Source organism: Erythrobacter sp. JB2-19 (genome assembly GCF_057365005.1).
In genome coordinates, this window is record NZ_CP200290.1 from 1,457,972 (window position 1) to 1,477,223 (window position 19,252).

The 19,252-nt window shown below is 55.9% G+C and carries 14 protein-coding genes and 1 tRNA gene; 5 read left to right on the forward strand and 10 right to left on the reverse strand.

The window, feature by feature from the left end; genetic code table 11:
• Positions 1 to 8 precede the first annotated feature (8 nt).
• The 4 genes from AC0V6O_RS06885 (at position 9) to AC0V6O_RS06900 (ending at position 5,691) form a co-directional block, all read left to right on the forward strand.
• Positions 9 to 1,130 (forward strand): DUF2891 domain-containing protein, encoded by a 1,122-nt coding sequence (locus tag AC0V6O_RS06885; protein ID WP_486142668.1) that lies wholly within the window; start codon positions 9 to 11, stop codon positions 1,128 to 1,130.
• Between the two features lie 137 nt (positions 1,131 to 1,267).
• Positions 1,268 to 3,436, forward strand: a complete 2,169-nt coding sequence (locus AC0V6O_RS06890; protein WP_486142670.1) for a S46 family peptidase — start codon at positions 1,268 to 1,270, stop codon at positions 3,434 to 3,436.
• A gap of 95 nt (positions 3,437 to 3,531) precedes the next feature.
• The gene (locus tag AC0V6O_RS06895) at positions 3,532 to 3,981 is read left to right on the forward strand and encodes a prolyl oligopeptidase family serine peptidase (protein ID WP_486142672.1); all 450 of its coding nucleotides are present in this window, start codon (positions 3,532 to 3,534) and stop codon (positions 3,979 to 3,981) included.
• Between the two features lie 336 nt (positions 3,982 to 4,317).
• Positions 4,318 to 5,691 carry an alkaline phosphatase PhoX gene (locus AC0V6O_RS06900; protein ID WP_486142674.1) on the forward strand — a complete coding sequence of 458 codons (1,374 nt, stop codon included), beginning with the start codon at positions 4,318 to 4,320 and terminating at the stop codon, positions 5,689 to 5,691.
• A 135-nt stretch (positions 5,692 to 5,826) separates the two neighbouring features.
• Here AC0V6O_RS06900 and AC0V6O_RS06905 read toward each other — a convergent pair whose 3' ends face one another.
• The 5 genes from AC0V6O_RS06905 to AC0V6O_RS06925 all read right to left on the reverse strand — a co-directional run bounded on the left by AC0V6O_RS06905 (position 5,827) and on the right by AC0V6O_RS06925 (position 11,997).
• Entirely contained in the window at positions 5,827 to 6,201 is a 375-nt protein-coding gene (locus AC0V6O_RS06905) for a hypothetical protein (RefSeq protein WP_486142676.1), read from the reverse strand.
• Positions 6,202 to 6,223: 22 nt separating this feature from the next.
• Complete coding sequence (locus tag AC0V6O_RS06910; protein ID WP_486142678.1) at positions 6,224 to 7,186, reverse strand: hypothetical protein; 963 nt, start codon at positions 7,184 to 7,186, stop codon at positions 6,224 to 6,226.
• Positions 7,183 to 8,424 (reverse strand): serine hydrolase domain-containing protein, encoded by a 1,242-nt coding sequence (locus AC0V6O_RS06915; RefSeq protein WP_486142680.1) that lies wholly within the window; start codon positions 8,422 to 8,424, stop codon positions 7,183 to 7,185. Before AC0V6O_RS06915 ends, AC0V6O_RS06910 begins: the two co-directional genes overlap by 4 nt.
• 172 nt (positions 8,425 to 8,596) lie before the next feature.
• A complete protein-coding gene (locus AC0V6O_RS06920) occupies positions 8,597 to 11,257 on the reverse strand; it encodes an ATP-binding protein (RefSeq protein WP_486142682.1) in 2,661 nt (886 codons plus the stop codon).
• Positions 11,258 to 11,921: 664 nt separating this feature from the next.
• Positions 11,922 to 11,997 (reverse strand) — tRNA-Lys (locus tag AC0V6O_RS06925).
• Positions 11,998 to 12,676: 679 nt separating this feature from the next.
• On the opposite strand from AC0V6O_RS06925, the gene AC0V6O_RS06930 reads away from it, so the two are divergent.
• Positions 12,677 to 13,402 (forward strand): helix-turn-helix transcriptional regulator, encoded by a 726-nt coding sequence (locus AC0V6O_RS06930; RefSeq protein WP_472638589.1) that lies wholly within the window; start codon positions 12,677 to 12,679, stop codon positions 13,400 to 13,402.
• Between the two features lie 7 nt (positions 13,403 to 13,409).
• On the opposite strand, the gene rodA is transcribed toward AC0V6O_RS06930, so the two are convergent.
• The 5 genes from rodA to AC0V6O_RS06955 are packed head-to-tail and all read right to left on the reverse strand — an operon-like array spanning position 13,410 to position 19,154.
• Entirely contained in the window at positions 13,410 to 14,537 is a 1,128-nt protein-coding gene (rodA, locus tag AC0V6O_RS06935) for a rod shape-determining protein RodA (RefSeq protein WP_486142684.1), read from the reverse strand.
• Positions 14,534 to 16,642 carry a penicillin-binding protein 2 gene (gene mrdA, locus AC0V6O_RS06940; protein WP_486142686.1) on the reverse strand — a complete coding sequence of 703 codons (2,109 nt, stop codon included), beginning with the start codon at positions 16,640 to 16,642 and terminating at the stop codon, positions 14,534 to 14,536. The genes rodA and mrdA overlap by 4 nt, the downstream gene beginning before the upstream one ends.
• The gene (gene mreD, locus AC0V6O_RS06945; RefSeq protein WP_486142688.1) at positions 16,642 to 17,196 is read right to left on the reverse strand and encodes a rod shape-determining protein MreD; all 555 of its coding nucleotides are present in this window, start codon (positions 17,194 to 17,196) and stop codon (positions 16,642 to 16,644) included. The genes mrdA and mreD overlap by 1 nt, the downstream gene beginning before the upstream one ends.
• Positions 17,196 to 18,086 carry a rod shape-determining protein MreC gene (locus tag AC0V6O_RS06950; protein ID WP_486142690.1) on the reverse strand — a complete coding sequence of 297 codons (891 nt, stop codon included), beginning with the start codon at positions 18,084 to 18,086 and terminating at the stop codon, positions 17,196 to 17,198. Before AC0V6O_RS06950 ends, mreD begins: the two co-directional genes overlap by 1 nt.
• Before the next feature lie 24 nt (positions 18,087 to 18,110).
• Positions 18,111 to 19,154 carry a rod shape-determining protein gene (locus tag AC0V6O_RS06955; RefSeq protein ID WP_472638594.1) on the reverse strand — a complete coding sequence of 348 codons (1,044 nt, stop codon included), beginning with the start codon at positions 19,152 to 19,154 and terminating at the stop codon, positions 18,111 to 18,113.
• Between the last annotated feature and the right edge of the window lie 98 nt (positions 19,155 to 19,252).

The following is a 19,252-nucleotide window of genomic DNA, read 5'->3' on the forward strand; positions in this document are numbered from 1 at the left end:
AGCTTTCCATGAAGGTTTTTAGTGTCGGTTTAGCGATCTTACTTGTTGCGGGATGCTCAAACCCACCAAGTGATGAGGGCAGCAAGGCAAGCGATCCATCAAATCGTCCCAATCCTGAAACGGTTGTCGATCAATTTGCGATCTTAGCACTCGATTGCGTTCATCGCGAATATCCAAACAAGATCAGCCATGTGATGCAATCCGCCAACGATGCGCGCGCACCCAGCGCGTTAACACCGGCATTTTATGGCTGTTTTGATTGGCATTCGTCTGTACATGGTCATTGGCTCCTTACCCGCGTTCTAAATACTCAACCAGATAGCGTGATGGAGCCTGAAATCCGCTCGAAACTGGCAATGAGCTTTACACCTGAGAATATGGCTGCCGAACTGGCCTATTACGAAGCCGAAGGACGAAGTTCGTTTGAACGTCCATATGGCATCGCATGGTATCTGCAGCTCGTTCTTGAATTGGAACAGAGTGACGATACGCAGTTATTAGAATGGCGTGAAATTCTTCGTCCGCTCGAAGACGCTATCGTTGGGCAAGTCCGCAGTTGGTTGCCAAAACTATCTTATCCCATCCGATTGGGTACGCACAATCAAACCGCTTTCGCGTTTGGTTTGATGCTCGACTATGCCAACGGTGTCGGTAACGATGAACTTGCGGCTGAACTGAGAGCGAAGACTTTGAAGTTCCACCGCGAGGATGAGAACTGTCCGCTTTCTTACGAGCCATCAGGCGAGGATTTTCTCTCGCCATGCCTAATGGAAGCTGATCTGATGCGCCGCGTGATGGCGCAGGATGAATTCGCGGATTGGTTAGAGCTTTTTTTGCCTCAAATTCCTAGAGATGGTGGCAGTGATTGGCTGGAGCCAGGCATTGTGCTGGATGCGTCTGACGGCAAACTAGTGCATCTCGACGGGGTCAACCTGTCACGGGCCTGGGCGTTGGAGGGTATCGCTTCAGCTTTACCAAAGGATGATGAACGTGTGGCCGCACTAACTGCGGCGGCAAACGCCCATCGCGAGATTGGAATCGCAGCGGTCTCCGATGAACATTATTCAGGCAGTCACTGGCTCGCTAGCTTTGCGACCTACCTCACAACAAAACGAGGGATCGCAGATTGACTTGCAGATCAGATGCATGACCAAACTGCTGTGACGAATATATAGACTATATGGACGCGGTGCCATTTATGAAACAACCTGTCATCCGTGCCCAACTGGGCGTCTCCTGGGGCGCCCCATTACACAAGGCAATTTCCATGAGACACACGACACTCCTTACGCTCAATCTGCTGTTTGCAACTTCGCTGGCGCCGCCGCTCTCAGCGAAAGAGGGAATGTTCACCCCCGATCAATTGCAGGAGGTCGGAGGTCAACTGGAGGACGCCGGGCTTGAGATTGATCCAGATGCGTTGGCCGATCTAACTGGCTTTCCGATGGGGGCAGTGGTCTCTTTAGGAGGTTGCTCCGCTAGCTTTGTCTCGTCCCAAGGGCTGGTGGTCACTAACCACCATTGCGCACGTGGATCGGTGCAGTTCAACTCTACAGCTGAAAACAACTATCTTGAGGATGGTTTTCTCGCTCAGGCCACAGGTGATGAACTCCCCGCAGCACCCGGCTCGCGGATCTATGTCACAACCGAAGTCACCGACGTGACTGGCCAGGTTCGCGAAGGCTCTGAAGAGCTAGAGCCGCTCGAGCGCTACGAATTGGTCGAGCAACGCCGCAAGGACATCATCGCTGGTTGTGAAGAAGTGACAGGTTATCGCTGCCAGGTCGCCAGCTTTTATGGCGGTGCACAATACAAGCTAGTTAAGCGTCTAGAAATACGCGATGTAAGGATTGTTTACGCACCGGCGGACTCGATCGGGAAGTATGGCGGCGACATAGACAACTGGCAGTGGCCACGTCACACTGGCGACTTCGCCTTCTACCGCGCCTATGTCGCGCCTGATGGCTCAGCGGCCGAATTCAATGAAGCTAATGTACCCTACCAACCCGAGCATCACCTTAAGGTAAGTGCAAGCGGACTTGACGACGGTGACTTCGTTATGGCCGCGGGTTATCCAGGCTCGACCAGTCGCTATACTTTGCTGGCCGAAGTCGAGAACACGTTCAATTGGAGCTATCCGACTTTCAAAACATTACTCAACGACTGGATCGCCACCATCGAAGCAGCCGCTCCCGAAGGTTCGGATGCACGTGTGAAATACGAGGCTCGTCTCGCAGGACTCAACAATTTCTCCAAGAACCTGAGCGGCCAGATTGAAGGCGCACGCCGGGTCGGACTGGTTGAGCGGCGCCGCGATCGGGAAGCTGCATTGAGCGAGTGGATTTCAGCAGATTCATCGCGAGCAGGTTATGGTCAAGCCATCGCACAGCTCGCTGCCTTGTCAGAGGAAACCGCCCAAGCTTCGCGCACCAACTTCTGGTACAGTAATGTCTCACGGCCTTCTCTATTCTCGGTAGCTCGACGTCTCTATAGGCTGTCAAAAGAGCGGCAGAAGCCCAATGCTGATCGCGAGCCTGGCTATCAGGAACGTGACATGACATTTTTCCGCCAAGGCCTGCAAGCCTTAGATCGGCGGTTTGACCCAGCGGTCGACAAGGCCGAGTGGTTGCTGTTCCTCCAAGGTTATATCAACCAGCCGATGAGCGAACGAGTGGTTGCATTTGATCAGGCGCTTGGATTGGTCTCCGAGACCACAGCTGACGAATTGCCTGCCTTGGTTGATCGTTTTTACCAAAATACGAAGCTGGGTGACGCTGATACTCGGCTAGCGCTTATGCAAGCATCGACCGCGGATATGGAGGCAAGCGAAGATCCCTTCATACAACTGGCGGTTGCGATGTATGAGTACGGATTCCATCTCGAAACTGAGAGCAAAACCCGCGCGGGCCGCTCACTTGCTTTACGCCCAGCCTACATGGATGCAATCACTGGGTGGCAACGCGAGAACGGCGACCTAACCTATCCTGATGCTAACAGCACTCTCCGTGTCACGTTTGGTAACGTGCTTGGCGGAAGTCCGCGCGATGGAATGGCCTATTTGCCCTTCACGAAGCTTGAAGGGATCACTGACAAGGACACTGGCGAGGACCCGTTCAACTCTCCCACCAAACTACTCGAACGGATCAGGGCTAAGGACTATGGGTCTTATGCACTAGAGAGCATCGGCTCTGTGCCGGTGAACTTTTTATCCGACTTAGATAGCACCGGCGGGAATAGCGGTTCGGCAACGCTCAATTCGCGAGGTGAGCTTGTTGGTCTGCTGTTCGATGGTACCTTCGAAAGCGTCAATTCCGACTGGGATTTTGACCCGCGTACGACCCGGACGATCCATGTAGACACGCGTTACATGCTATGGGTGATGGACAAGGTCGACAATGCGGATGCGCTAATCGAAGAGATGGATATCGTCCGGTAGGGGCCGTTTGGTCATGTCGTGCGTATGGCGAGTTTAGGTCTCCCCAATTCGCTGCGAGTTTTAATGATTCGAGAGCTGTGCAATGCTTCAATTTCTTGCATTCGCATTCTTGGTGGCGGTATCCGGACTACGAAGAACGTACGCGCGTAGCTCTCATTCTTGAGATTCACAGCGGCCCTTTTGCCGCATATGGCCTGCATTTCTCGACTAATAGCCAGCTCTACGCCTCGACCTGTTATGGTGAAGCGTTCGCTCAGGAGATCGACAAGGCATACCCGAGCCAGGACTATGATGACTTGTTGGGTATAGTCGATCGCGCCATCACAATCGGGGCTACCAATCCTGGTAAACTGTTCATCACAAGTGGTTCGGGTGACAGTGTGCTCACCTCATGGGGCATCGGAAAGGCCAATCGATTCCGCGCCGCAGCAACGCAAAAATCGGTGATCAATTGGACCACGCAAGCATTGACGGCAGACAATGCCGGCTATTTCGGACTGTGCCGGGTGGGCTCACGACCATGGGAAAATCTTCAGAAACTCTAGGAGCAGTCTCTGCTATCCCTGATCGGCAATGTTCAAATATCAATACTGTTTGTCGTCGAAACCACTCCTGGGAGTGAAGCGGTGCAATATCATTCCGCAACACAGCTCGCAGGGTGCCAACGACGCTTGTCCAGGTGCCCAGTGCTAGTCCGCGTCATTGCGCGCCCTTCGCAGAGTGCGGCTAAGGCGTCTGCAATTTGGCCTGGTTCGAACGCTATGCTGAAAATGAGGAGCTAGGCTACGCCAAAGAAGGGTCTTAAGCTCGCCGAACCCATTGGTCTTCACGCTATTACAAAAAACCGCTGTCAATCTGATCGATATCGAGGAAAATTGAATATGTTTTCAGCCGCTCCAAACCGTCGTCAGTTTCTAGCAGCGACAGGCAGTGCGTTCACGGCACTCATAGCCAGCGGATGCATGACTAGAGGCGCGAATGTGCCCTCAGATGCGCAATCGCTAACGGGATACGGTCCGCTCGTTCCCGATCCGGTTGGCATGTTGGACCTGCCAGAAGGCTTTTCATACCGGGTGCTTTCCAGCCTCGGCGATACCATGGATGACGGCGGCAGTGTTCCGGACAAGGCCGACGGGATGGGTTGCCTTGATCTCGACACCGGCGAGATCGTGCTGGTGCGCAACCATGAACTGGTGCCAAGCGACGATGCCGGTGGCCCTATCGCCAACGGCTTCGGAACCCACAAAGGCAAGGTCGTGCCGGGTGGGACCACCAATATCGTCCTCGATGCAAACACTCTCGAGGTGAAACGTCAGTTCCGCTCGCTCGGCGGAACGATCCGCAATTGTTCGGGTGGGGTTACGCCCTGGCGTAGCTGGCTAACTTGCGAGGAAGCCCCGACTGGTCCGGGCCAGCGCTATGGCGACGGACTTGCGGTCAATCACGGATGGGTTTTCGAGGTGCCTGGCGATGCAACGGGCCTTGTCGATCCGGTCCCGCTGCGCGCCATGGGGCGCTTCAATCACGAAGCCGCCTGCGTCGATCCTCTCACCGGATATGTATATCAGACCGAAGACCGAGATGATGGCGTGTTTTATCGTTTCTTGCCGAACACACCGGGTAAACTCTCCGATGGCGGTAAACTTCAGGCGATGGTGATCGATGGACTTTCGGATACGCGGAACTGGGGTGGTGCACGTATGTTAGGTGGCAAATCCTATCCGGTCCGCTGGATCGATCTCGACAATGTTGAGGCTCCCAATGACGAATTGCGCAAACGCGCGGCGTCTAGAGGAGCAGCGTTAATCGCGCGGGGTGAGGGCATTCATATGGGTACAAACGACCTCTTTATTTGCTCGACTAGCGGTGGATCGAAGACGCTTGGCCAGGTCTTCCGTTTCGTACCCGGTCGTGGACAGGGCGCTGACCGGATCGAGCTGTTCTTTGAGAGCGAAAGCACGGATCAGTTCAACTACGGAGACAATCTCTGTGTTGCGCCCAATGGCCACCTTATCGTCTGCGAGGATCAATACACCGAGGTGGTCGATAACCACCTGCGCGGCATCACACCCACGGGAGTACCTTACAAGTTTGGGCGTCTACGTATGCAAACCGAGCTTGCGGGTGGCTGCTTCTCCCCGGATGGCAAATGGTTCTTTGTCAACGCCTATGCGCCGACCCGCACGCTCGCCATCACCGGTCCTTGGGTCGAAAGCGGAGCAATAGCTTCGTCCGCTGATCCGACCCTGAGCTGACAGTATTTACCGACCAGTTGAGGAGTTAGGGCCGGAACTTGATCAATCCGAAGATCGTGTTCAGGAGGATTAGTGGGCTTACCCACTGTGTCGGCACGATTGCTTGCCAATTTCCCAGCATGCACCGTTCGTCTTTTAGACGAACAGTTCAATACGCCGACTAGATTGTCGCTTCTCTGTCGAGAGTAAATAGATGAAGCAGTTGGGTGTTTTGCCATCTTTTGGTCGAACCTGCTTGGAATGGGCTTTGCTCTGGGAATGTTGAGCGAAGAAATTTAGCAACTTCACAACGGCCAGCGTTTCCAAGGTTGCTCGCGACAGGAAGAAACCGCCATTTGTATTGAGTGATGGGTGGATTTGTTGAGATCGCCGTTTGCTGGAAGCGTCTTCGCGCTGCCAAGAGATCCGCCTTACTTCGCCGTAGTTCGACCAATACCACAGGTCCAACACTGAAGCTGCGATTATGCAGGTGACTACCATCGCCGGGTCGCAACACGCGATGGTGGTCACCGCCGCCCCCTTTAAGTGACGGTCATTCTCGACGACGTCGCACGAAGATCGTCATCCATTTATCGCGGTTTCGCTCAATATCGATCAACTGGAAGCCATCGCTCCGTGCCCCGGTAAGGCGGTTCGCCAGTTGCCGATCATTCAGAGCTGTGAAGACGCGCGCTTCGCGAACGCCGTCCTGGCGTAATGTCATTTCGAACCGTGTGCCCGGCCTCATGTATAGCGGCCACCCTCCTGAAGGACTGAAGACACGGGCGGCATCAGCCAAATACTCAGCCTGGGTGGGTTTCCAACGCGAGGTGCGATGTTCGGCGCGCGGACGCACAAAGATGGCCGCAACTTTCTGGTTGTTGAACCCGCTTGCTTCGTGGTCGACCAGTACCATCGATCCATCACGAACTCTTTGCCGGAATTCTTTATTGAAACGCCTGCCTTCGATTTCGGAAAAAGATGCCCAAGCCAAGTTCTCCCGATTCTCGATCCATAGCCCTGCATAAAAGACTTCGTTGGCACCGCCTTGGCCACCAGGGTTAGAGACACGTTTGGTGAGCGCTTCGATGTCTGTTGGCCGGTAATCTCTATCGCGATTGGTACGCCAAAGATCATCGTAGACTTCTTTTCGCACGCCTCCGGCAATATCCCAGCCGCGTTTGTCAGGATTGGGTGCGGAGATAAGATGAAAACGTAGACAGCGTTTATTGAGGCTCGTGCACTGCACGATGTTTTCCATCTCGATATCGATCACAATTCGGTCGCTTTCGCGAAGGGTAATGGCAAAAGCCTCCAGGTCCTCACCTGTTATGTTACGGTGCAGATTGTTACGCCCATCGATAAAGGGTTGCAGGTAACCTTCCGCCTGCGCAGGCGTGGCCAATGGGGTGAGCAAGACCAACCCGATGCAGGCGCGTAATTTCGATCGAACTGTCATGGCGAATTCCTTTTTCACGGAGCGCGAATTGTTTTCTGGTACGTCGGACAGCTTCAACCGCTGATGCGCCGCGGCGCGTTTTTAGTCGCGGCCACATATGCGTTGAAAAGTGCCCGTGCGAGGTCGCCTGACGAGATTTCGTCGCTATTCGAAACCGCCACGCCATAGCGCCGACCAGGTAATTTGATCACGACGGCCGATGCACCTCTGAATGATCCTCCGTGAAAGACCCAGTTACGCTTCCCCGTTTCGGCGAGGAAGGTCGTGTCAGCGATGATCCGATTGAACACCAACCGGTCGTCAATGTTGGCAGGTGAAGTCATCCGCCTTCGAATGCCTCGACCGACCAGTGTATTGGTGAAACCCATTTGCCTGGCAAACCGCGCGAGCTGGCGAGCGCTCATGTAATAACTGCCCTGCGGGTTGCAGGTTTCGGGTTCAACAAAGCCGCCGACCTGATCGCCGAGTGACGAGTAATATTTGGCGAATTTGTCTGGGCCGCGGTCTCGCGCAGGATTGCAAGTCGGGACGGCTCCGCGGAAAACAGTATCGAAAAACTGCGTGTACATGAATGCCGTGTAAAGGAACCGGTAAGCGGGTTCGATCGCTCTGCCGTAGGCCGCACCGGACTTGTCTGCGTGAGCCTGATCGATAGATGCTGCCTGGTCCGGAAAGGCAATGCGCGGGATGACGAAGCGCAAGACCGAGATGTTGCAATTGTCGTACTTACGGTTTGTCCCCGGCGCTTGCGCACCACGCGATAGGCCATAGTCGATGTTGATCCAGCCGTCGGGGACCGGCGCACCACCGTCGCAATAGCCGACATCTCCCGGTGCACGATTGAGGCCCGATTTGTGCATCAACAGCGTACGTAGAGTCACCCCAGTCAGTCGCGCGCTATAGGCCTGCTTCATCTTTTGCGGCAGGAAGTCAGCAAGCGGTGCATCAAGCTGCTGGTTTACCGAACCATCCGCTATCGGCTTTTCCCGCAGCAAGTATAGCAGCCCAGTACCACTTATCAGCTTACTCACTGAGCCGATATGGCTGGCCGTTCGAACCGTCATGCGAACATTGCCGTCACCCGGTTTCTGTGCCCAGCCATCCGCTCCTTCGGCGAGGATGTTGACCGGCCCTGTCAGCGCGAAGGCATAGCCAACCGTATTTCCGCGCAGGCGGTCATGCATCGCAGTTTCAAATCGTTCTCGATTTAGTGGAGGGATCTCTTGAGCGTATACGGGCATGCCGCTGGGCACAGCGATGGCCAAAGATAGAGCGGCACGGAGCATCATTTTCATTTCGGTCTCCCCCAAAACACGGCATTCGCGTTTTCACACCATTCCAAAAGTGGTGGAGATCAGGGTATTGGCGCGCTTGGATGCGTCATCGGGGCAGCTACCCATTCTTCGAAAATGCCTTACCTAAATTTCGCGAGGGTAGCTGCGAAGTCTCAGTGCATGGCCGAAGTCATTATTCAGCTTCACCAATGATCCATGGCTCGTCGCGCAACTTCAGCAACACACCGAGTCGGTTTTCCACCTCGAGTTTCTGCAGAATTGCTGAAACGTGATGTTCGACTGTGCGTTGTGAGCGAGACATCTCCTCGGCGATCTGAGCGTTGCTAAGTCCTTTGGCAAGGTGCTCAAGCACGATCATTTCCTTGGCTGTTAAGCCAAAAGCGTTCTCGCGAGCCGCACTGTAGGGGCCACGCGGCAGAGTAACATCCTCTCGCCCGATTCCGCGATGCTCAAGCAATTCAATTAATCGCTTGGTCGCACCCTTTGCGCCCTGCCGGTTCAGCGCCGCCAGACCTGAGGATACTGTCTCCGCACTATTCGAAAGGCCAAAGCAAACATTGGCAAGGTAGTCCGCACCCAGCCTCGCGAACTGCATGCCGGCCTCACCATAGTTGCCCTGAATGGCTGATCCGAAAGGTGTCTCGTCCGCGCAGCTGGCATGCTTTGGAGCCGTCCCAGTCAGATCGCACCAGAAATTGTATTCGGCGCGGCCCCACAGGCTGAAACACGACTGCTCGATCCGGTCCAGACCACTTACAGCTTGTGTGGCGAGATTTTCTGAATCGGTAAGCCAGGCCTGCTCCAGCATCGCTATCAAGATCGGGATGCAATACTGCACCTCACCAGTTGCCAGCGCATCCTTATATGCCTTTTGAAGTGTCGAAGCAGCGTCGTCATGCGCACTTCGCACGTATAGCCGAGCCAACATGATCCTGGCTGGCAGTTTCATAAGCAATGTCTGCCCTGGTGTTCCGATTACTGAACGGCAGATTTCTTCGACCTCGTCGAGCCGCCCTTGCTCCAAACGGAGTTGGGCTTTGCGGCCGAGCAGATAAAAGGTCCAGCTATCGAGTTCGTGCTCGGTATCAAACTTGATCCCGCGCTCTAGGGTCGACTCAGCGATGTCCAACCTGCGCATGTCAACCGCGTATTCTGAGAGGTTGGTGAAGACCCGCGCTGCGTCCTCGTGAAGGTCATGTGTCAGCGCAAGGTCGAGGCTTTTCTCAAGATCTACAATCCCTTGCTCATCGCCAAGGAACATGCGCGCCGTGCCAATATTGTTGAGCGCATGAACTTCCACTTCAGGAATTGGTTTGCCCTCGATTACGGCGAGTGCGCGCTGTCCCCAGTCGATTGCTGCATCCATCCGGCTAGCCAGCATGTGGATTTGGGAACGCATTGAGTAGGCCAGTGCAAGGGCACCCTTGTTTTCAAGCCGTTCGAGCAGTTGAATAGCGTCGTCGAGATAGCGACTCGCCTGGGTCGCCTCGCCGCGATACCAGTGAAGACGCGAAAGGTGCCGTAGATTGTCGGCGATACGCTCATCATCTCCGAGCACCCGCCACATGGTCAATGCATGGCGGCGGGCCTCGATGACACGATCATCGATCCGGTGGGCGATTGCAGCTTCGTAGGCCCAGCTTTCATAGAGCCGTGCGGCCTCTTCCGGTTTTGCCTCATCAACATATTCAAGTGCGGCCTCCAAATAGTCGGCCGCTTCTTTGTGCGCACCAAGCAGCGCAGCTTTCTCCGCGGCAATCGGGGCAAATTTCAGCACCATTTTAGCATCGACTGCGCCGCGAGCATGATGAAGCAGCTCGCCAGCATCATGGTTTTTGGAGTTTTCGAGGATGAAGGCGAGATGTTTGCGATGAAGATTCCGGAGTTCGATAGACGAACAGCGATTGCAAGTAGCGAGCCGAGCCAACTCATGCCGGAACCGAAGGCGCCCATCTTCCAACTCGACCAAGATCGAGAGGTCGAGGCAGTCACGCAGCAGCTCTTGATAGTCGTTGATCCAGCCACAATGCAGGTCAGGCACGATGTGCACGGGTATTATGCTTAGAGCTTCAAGCAGCCTGATCTGTTGACTGGAGAGTCGCGCAAGCCGCCCATTGACTGCGTCTTGAACCGACGCAGGAACTTGCCGATGGCCATCTTTGCTCGCAAGAATCTCAGAAAGGAAAAACGGGTTCCCATTCGTTACAGAAAGCAGCTTCTCGGGATCGCGCCCGCTATTGTCGGCCATCCTCGTAACGGCGGCGAGCGAAAGTGATTGGAGTTCGATCCGGTCTGTCTGATCGCTAGGAATGTCCCCCAAAACGCGCAGCAAGGGGTGATCACGACTCAGCTCGTCATTGCGAAAGCTGACGATCATTAAGACGCTGCACATGGTGATCCGGCGCCCCAGAAATCGGATAAAATCGAGCGTACCAATGTCTGCCCAATGCACATCTTCGATGATTAGGACGACCGGATGCTCGCTATGGGACAGCTTGGACAGAATCCGAGAGAACAAGGCTGTGCCGCCAGAATTCTGCCAATCATCGCCCAATTCGACCATCAATGCTGCGATGTCGTGCACCGGGCCAAGCGGCCGCGGAGTGAACAAAGCGTCGCACATGCCCCAGATGAACCGACAGCCCTCCGCGTGGCGTGCCGCGAATTCTCGAAGCAAAGCCGTTTTGCCTATCCCAGCCTCGCCGCTCACCGCCACTACGCGACCGCCTGCATCAGAGGCCCCCAAGAGGGTCGCCAAGCGTGAAAGTTCGATGTCGCGTTCAGCAAGCATTTTGTCAGTTTGCCGAATTGGAAGACCGGCGACCAGCTTCATTTGAAAAAATGGGTAGTAGGCAGCGAAAATTGGGTGAGCGGGCTTTCGATCACTCGTTTCCGAACGGCAGCTCGCTCGCGTGATCGAGGCAGCTCCATTCGTGCGAAAGAATGGTTACAGAATACCGCCTTTGGCAATCGCAGCTCTTAGTGGAACGTGTGGTCTTCTTAAGAAGCTTGATAACCTAGTGAAGCGACCTGCTCAGATACTGACGGGACTAACGGCGTGATCGGAAGATAGGGTCTGCATCTACCCGAAGTTTGAACTTCCCTAAAAGTCTTCGACGCCCCATTTTGAATGCGGCTCAAGCAATTTCTAGGTAGGTAGTCGAAGACCGATTATCCGCTGCAGCCAAAAGTGGGGGCCGGCCATTGACACTCCGAGAACGGAGTGCCGCCACCAATCGCCACATGAGCTTTCCAGTGTCGATAACTGTGAAGGCGGCAGGGTGTTCACAGAGTTGAGAGGAGAGCTCGTGATGCTCGATCCCCGACAAGAGAGCTGTGATCGTTTCAAAGAGTGAACGCCGATGACAGATCGTGCGCAGTTATACACAAGCGGAATCGATGGAGCCTATGGGGAGCCTGATGCGAGTTTCTAGGCTCCGACGCCACGCCGAATCACTCCAAGCAATCTGCAAATTACTGAGAATATGTGGGAAACTTGGTGGACGCACTAGGGTTCGAACCTAGGACCCGCTGATTAAGAGTCAGCTGCTCTACCAACTGAGCTATGCGTCCATCGGGCTGCTTCGGATATTATCGATGCTGCCAATTTACCGATATTCGAGGCTCTCTAATGAGCGAGGTCGAATCGGCGAAGGCGCTGCGTATAGCGCGCCTATCCGCGAATGGAAGGTGTTTTGGGCCCTTGGACTAATTGCGATAGCTTCCGCTTCGCTTTGTCGGTTAGCTCAATTCGCGATTCAAACTCATCGTGGAGCGCCGAGATGATGGTGACCATCCCATCATCTTGAAGGCGTGCAAGAAGATTGAGGGCTGCGCTTTGCGTAAGGCCTGCGACGCGGTGAACCTGACGCAAGTTGGTTGATTGGCCGGAGCACTCGCGGCTGTAGACACCGCTCAATAAGGTGGCGACAGCAGCAACCTCTAACGCATTGTCTGCGTTAGCAAGGCAAAGATCTGATGCGGTTTCGCCTGAGCTACGCCTAAACGGGAGCGCGCGGGCGAAGCGATCGCGCATGCGTATCCGCATACCGAACTCCTTATATTAAAAGCCACGATGCCCCCTGATTTGCTAGCGTCGCACGCAGGCCAATCAGGAGGGCTTTGGATGTAAGCTAGCCCGGAGGGAGTGTTCGGCATGGTGCGACCCGAGGGCCGAAGCGCGGTTGCTTACAGCCTCTCTCTAGGGTTAATTGTCAGGAAGCATAAGTCGCCTGATTGGGGGACATGTGTTATGGCGGACCAAGCAATGCAGAAATATTTCGGTCAAATTGAGAGCTTAGACGACTTTGGGGACGTCGATAACTACATCCGTGCAGTGTGCGAAGGTCAAGGTGCCATCCGCACCAGCTATCATTTTTCGCCGATCTTTGCTGCACCCAATTCAGTCCGCACAGATGTCTATGCCAACGGTTATAGCGAGGCATGGTTGGAGCTTTATGACAAAGAGGATTTTCGGCGGTCAGACCCAATCCCTGCACGAACAATGAAGCATGGGGCAATGCTGACATGGGCCGATGCAATAGCGATGGGACCCAACACGCCGGAGAATGAGACGTATTTTGCAGCTATGCGCGAACATGGCCTTATTCATGGCTTCGGGCTGCCATTGTATGGTCCGCGTGGTCGCAATTCCTATGCCTCGTTCGACTTTGGAAAATCGGTTGATGAGATTGACAATGTTGCATTGGGCATAGTGCGCGGAGCAGCGCAAGCGGCGCATCAACGGGTCTGCGTGCTGCTCGATGCGACGCGCGAAGCACCCGAACTTTCCGGGCGAGAGCGCGAGGTTCTGGAATGGGTGGCACTCGGAAAATCAACCACTTCGATTGCGACGATCTTAGAACTCTCACCGGAAACGGTTAAGACATATGCCAAACGCATTTATGAAAAGCTGGGCACGTCGGATCGGGTCGGGGCAACTGTGAAGGCGCTGAAACTCGGCCTGATCAAAATTTAGTTGAGTTTCAATTTTCCAGTCCGCCGCGCGGCGCATTCCTGTTCCAGCGATTGACCATCATCAGCGCCCCGATACAGATCATATTCGTCATCATGGACGATCCGCCATGGCTCATAAAGGGCAGGGGGATGCCAACGACGGGCGCCATGCCCATCACCATCATCAAATTCACAGCTATGTAGAAGAAGATGGTTGCAACCATTCCGGCTGCCACCAGACTGGAGAAACGGTCCCGCGAAGTCAGCGCAACGCGTGTTCCCCAGCGCAGGATGATAGCGAAAATGCCGATCACAAAGATACCGCCGATGAGGCCCCATTCCTCCGCCATCGTTGCGAAGACAAAGTCCGTGTGCGGCTCTGGAAGGTATTGCAGATGGCTTTGCGAGCCATTGTTGAACCCTTTGCCAACAATGCCGCCAGAGCCGATGGCGATCTTTGATTGGGCGATGTGATAGCCTGCGCCCAGTGGATCGCTTTCAGGATCGAACAGGGTCATAACCCGGCGTTGCTGATAGTCTTGCAGGCCGAAAAAGAAGGCAAGTGGGGCTGCGATGGCGGCGAGGATTCCCCCGCCAACGAACCACCGCATAGGAAGGCCGGCGAGCAGCATGACGACCGCTCCGCCAAAGGCGATGGCAAGCGAGGTGCCGAGGTCTGGCTGCAGCAGCACGAATGCCATCGGGACGGCGATCAGGGCGCCGGGGATCAGGATCGCTCGCCAATCCGTGATCAGGCCAACGGGCAACGAGGCATAGAAGCGGGCAAGGACGATCACGATCACGGGTTTCATCAGCTCAGAAGGCTGAAGCACCATAAAGCCGAAATCGATCCAGCGCTGGCTGCCACCACCCACCTGGCCAATCACCTCAACTGCAATCAGCAGCAGTAGGACGCCGATATAGGCGGGATAGGTCATAAATTTCACGAATTCACGCGGCAAAGAGGCGATGATCGACGCCATCACGAGGAAGACCGAGAAGCGGATTAGGTGCGAACTGGCAAAGGGCTGCATCGAACCGCCGGCTGCGGAATACAGCACGGCTGCGCCGAACAGTACGAGCAGTAAGAGAGGGATCAGCATGGCCCATGGTTGGCGAGCAATGGGCTCTGGCACGATGCTCCCGGCGCGGCTCATGGTGTGCCCGCCGGTGTTGTTGGCGAGGCAGTGGGCGCAGCGGGATCAATGGTTTGATTGGGCAGGGGAGTAGGCGCGCCAACCGGAGTGGCTTCCTCACGCGGGGCGACGAAATCCTCGGCAATTTCTTCGGATTGTTGCGCAGCGACGCGGGCCTCTGCCTCGACCTGATCAAAAATATCTTCATCGCGGCGCGGTGCTGCGACCACGGCTTCACCGCGTTCTGCAGCATAGCGGGCGTATTTGTTATCGAGCCTCTGTTGAGCGGTACCGCCCCACTGTTTTTCCAGCGCGTTGAGCTTTTCCAAGCCCTTCGCCGGATCAAACATGAAGGTCATGACATCGCGCGCTATGGGGTAAGCTGCGCCTGAACCGCCGCCATGCTCGATCACTACTGCTCCCGCATAGCGCGGGTTGTCGAACGGCGCGAAGAAGGTGAACAGACCGTGGTCACGGTACTTCCACGGGCCAGACCGACCATCGGACACGCTAAGCGAGACGACCTGGGCTGTACCCGTTTTGCCTGCCATTTTGATATCTTCGAACGGCAAACGCCCGCGGCCAGCGGTGCCGGGGCCGTTCACAACATCGCTCATCGCCTGGCGCACATAGCGGACGTGATCGTCTGGGAAATCAACCTGGTCGAAACCTTTGGGCGTTGCATCCATTGTGAGGCGCGGCATCACATGGCGCCCGGTTGCGAGCCGAGCTGAACTGACCGCGAGTTGCAGCGGACTGGCGAGATAATAGCCCTGACCGATGGAGGCGTTGACTGTATCAAACGGCTCCCAATCGCGGTCAAACTTGTTCCGCTTCCAATCCGCATTCGGGACAGTGCCGTAAAATTGACTGGTGACGGGCAGGGGGAATTCTTCGCCCATGCCAGTGAGCTTCGCCATCTCGGCCACTTTGTCGAAGCCGATCAGCTGCGCGAAATGATAGAAATAGCTATCGCAGCTCTGATAGATGGCCTTGGCCATGTCGACCCGGCCATGATTGCTCCAGCAATTGAAGAAGCGATTTCCGATCCGCCGTCCGCCTGCGCAGGTGATCGCCTCATCCGGAGCAATGCCAGCCTTTAAAAAAGCCATGCAGTGCATCGGCTTTACCGTGGAGCCGGGCGGGTAAAGCCCTTTTAATACCTTGTTGCGTAGCGGAATGCGCGCATCTTCGCGCAGCATTGCATATTCGACGCTGCCAATGCCGTCAGAGAAGCTGTTCGGGTCGAAGCTGGGCATGCTGGCCATGCAGAGCAGATCGCCAGTTGCGCAATCCATCACCACGACAGAGCCAGATTCCAAGCCAATCCGGCGCGCGGCATAATCCTGTAGCGGGCCATCAATGGTGAGGCGCACCGGCGCGCCTTGAACGTCTTCGCGTGTGTCGAGGTCGCGGATAATCCGACCAGAGGCGGTCACTTCGACGCGGCGAGCGCCTGGTTCTCCGCGCAATTCCTGCTCGAACTGTTTTTCCAACCCGTCCTTGCCGATCTTATAGCCGGGGGTGATCAACAGCGGATTGCGCTCCTCCTCGTCATATTCCTCGGCATTGGCGGGGCCAACATAGCCGATCAAATGGCCCACGCTTGGCCCGGTTGGATAGAACCGAGAGAAGCCGCGCTGAGGCATCACGCCCTGCATATCTGGCAGGCGGACGCTGAGCGCGGCGAATTGCTCGTAGTCCAAGCCGCTGGCGACTTCGACTGGTTGAAACCCGCTGACCGCTGCGACTTTCTGTTTAACGTCGGCAATGCGCGCTGGGGACAGCGAGAGCAGCGCGCCAATCTCATCAATCGTTGTATCGGCATCAACCAAGCGATCTGGGATCAAATCGACCCGGAAGTCTGCGCGATTGGACGCTAGCGGGGCTCCATTTCTATCGAGGATCCATCCGCGGCGCGGCGGTATCAGAGTGAGGTTTACGCGGTTGCTTTCCGACTCGAGCCGGTATTTCTCATTCTCAGCAATCGCGAGATAGCCCATACGCGCAGCCAGCAGAACGCCGATCCCGCCCTGGATTGAACCCACCACCATGCTGCGCCGGTCGAACGTGTTCTTAAGGGTGGAGGCGCTGACAATCGGTTGGTTGCGGCGGTGCTTCGCCATCAGCCAATCCTCCGCGAACGCGAGAGTCGGTATCTATCGAGCCAAGCAATCATGCGAGATATTATCGGATAGAGCAGGACAGACAGCAAGACTTGCGGCACCGCAGCAATAAGTTGGTGGATCGTAGGGGGAGCGCCGGACACTGCCATTGCCGCAAATATGTACAGAACGATCGCTAAACCCGCGCTGAACCAGTCCTGCCAAAACCCTCGCCACGGGAAGCGGGTTTCAATCATTTCCAGCGCGATCATGGTCAGCGACCACAGCAATACCGCGCTACCAAATGGCTGACCGCTGAACAGATCATCGAACGCGCCCAGTGGCACGCCAACCCATAACGGTAGCAATCCCGGTCGCATGATCCGCCAGGCAATCAGCACGAGGAAACCGAGTGGTGGGGCCAGAGGCATCACGTCAGCGAGCAAGACAAATGGTACCAGCGAGCCGATCAGGATCGACGCGTAGGGCACAATGCTGGCGCGAAGCGGAGACTGCGTGCGGTTTATCCGGCTACCATATCTGTCTGATCTTGCCGCCGGGCTGTAACGCTCCATTACTCCTCGAGCTCCAACTCTATCGGGGTGTCTGCGCTCTCCACAGCTTCAGGCTGCCATAGCGGCTCAACCGATACGAAATCGGTGGCGGATGGATCCGCAATCAACCGGGCAATGCCGCCGTCATTGGTTTTCTCGCTCAGGATCGCCACCGCAACGCCGGGCCGGTAATATCCGCCTGCGCCGCTGGTGAGGAAGATATCGCCAACCTCTAACGGATTGATGCCCAGATTAATCAGGCGGATCCGAAGCAATCCGTCTCCGCGCCCTTCCGCAAAGGCAACCGTTTCATCGGTCGCACGCCGGACCGGCAATACGCTCTCGCTATCGGTTAGCAGCAGAATGCGTGAACTGCTGCGTGAGACCTCAAGCACGCGCCCTACGACGCCTCTGGCGCTGCGTACGGACATGCCGATCTCGACACCATCGTTGCGGCCCGCGCCAAGATAGGCGAAGCGGCGACTGCTGGTTGAGCTTGATCCGACCAACCTGGCAACGGCAACGGGTTCGGTTTCTGTGACTGACAGGCCGAGCAATCCCTTAAGGCGGATGTTCTCTTGCTCGACCGCTTCGGCCTCGGCCAAGCGGATGCGGGCGATCTCAACCTCTTCGCGCAAGGCCGAGTTTTGCTGACCCGCTTGGTAATATGCGGTGATCTTGTCCCAGAAACTGTCACTGCCGCTGCGCACGACGGATGCGCCTTCGCCAGCGGGGGCGGCAACATCAGTTGCTGCTCCGCGCAGGTCGGCAAATGCGCCGGGTTGCCAATAGGAGATGATGAGCAGGCCTGCGCCAATCAGCGCGCCGATCCCCGCGAGGAGATAGCCGGTAAAGACCGAATATTGTGCCCTGCGCGAATGGCCCGAGCGCCGGGATGAATTCGGCGCCATGCCTGTTTCTCCCCTTCTGCCTTATTAGGCGGTCATCAGCACGCCGCGATAGATCGGATCTTCCATCGCCCGGCCTGTGCCAACGGCAACGCAAGTCAACGGATCTTCAGCGATAGAGACAGGCAGGCCTGTTTCTTCCCGAAGATGCTCGTCCAAGCGGCGGATTAGAGCGCCGCCACCGGTGAGCACGATGCCTTGGTCGACGATGTCTGCGGCGAGTTCTGGTGCGGTGTTTTCCAGTGCAATCCGCACACCTTCGACGATCGCGCCGATCGGTTCGGACAATGCCTCTGCGACATGCGCCTGATTGATCGTGATTTCTTTCGGCACGCCGTTCACCAGATCGCGGCCCTTGATAATGATGCTCTCGCCAATGCCGTCTTCCGGAGTGACGGCGATGCCGTAATCCTTCTTGATCCGCTCTGCCGTCGCATCACCTATCAATAGGTTGTGGTGCCGACGAACGTAAGAGACGATGGCTTCGTCCATCTTATCACCGCCAGTGCGAACCGAGGTGGTGTACGCCAGGCCGCGCAGAGATAGCACTGCGACCTCCGTCGTGCCGCCGCCAATATCGACCACCATGGAGCCAACAGGTTCTGTCACCGGCATGTCTGCACCGATCGCCGCGGCCATCGGTTCCAGTATCAGGTGCACCTCAGATGCGCCCGCGTTGGATGCCGCATCGCGGATTGCGCGGCGCTCCACCGATGTAGAGCCAGAAGGCACACAGATGACAATCTCGGGATAGCGGAACAGGTTACGTTTTCCGTGCACCTTGCGAATGAAGTGCTTGATCATTTCCTCAGCGATCTCGATGTCGGCAATCACGCCGTCGCGCAGAGGGCGGATCGCTTCAATGCTGTCAGGCGTCTTGCCCATCATCATCTTCGCATCATCACCCACGGCCTTGACGCGCTTGATCCCGTTGATCGTCTCAATGGCAACCACAGATGGTTCGTTCAGGACGATTCCCTGATCCTGAACATAGACCAGTGTGTTCGCGGTGCCCAAGTCAATCGCCATGTTTTGGGAGCCGAATTTGAACAGGTTGGAAAGAAAGCTCATTTTTATCGTTTTTCCGTGGATTTGAAGGCAAATTCCGCAGACCCCCTGCGACGATTTGCACCCAATAATGACAACACCCCATCCGCCTAGCGAATCCG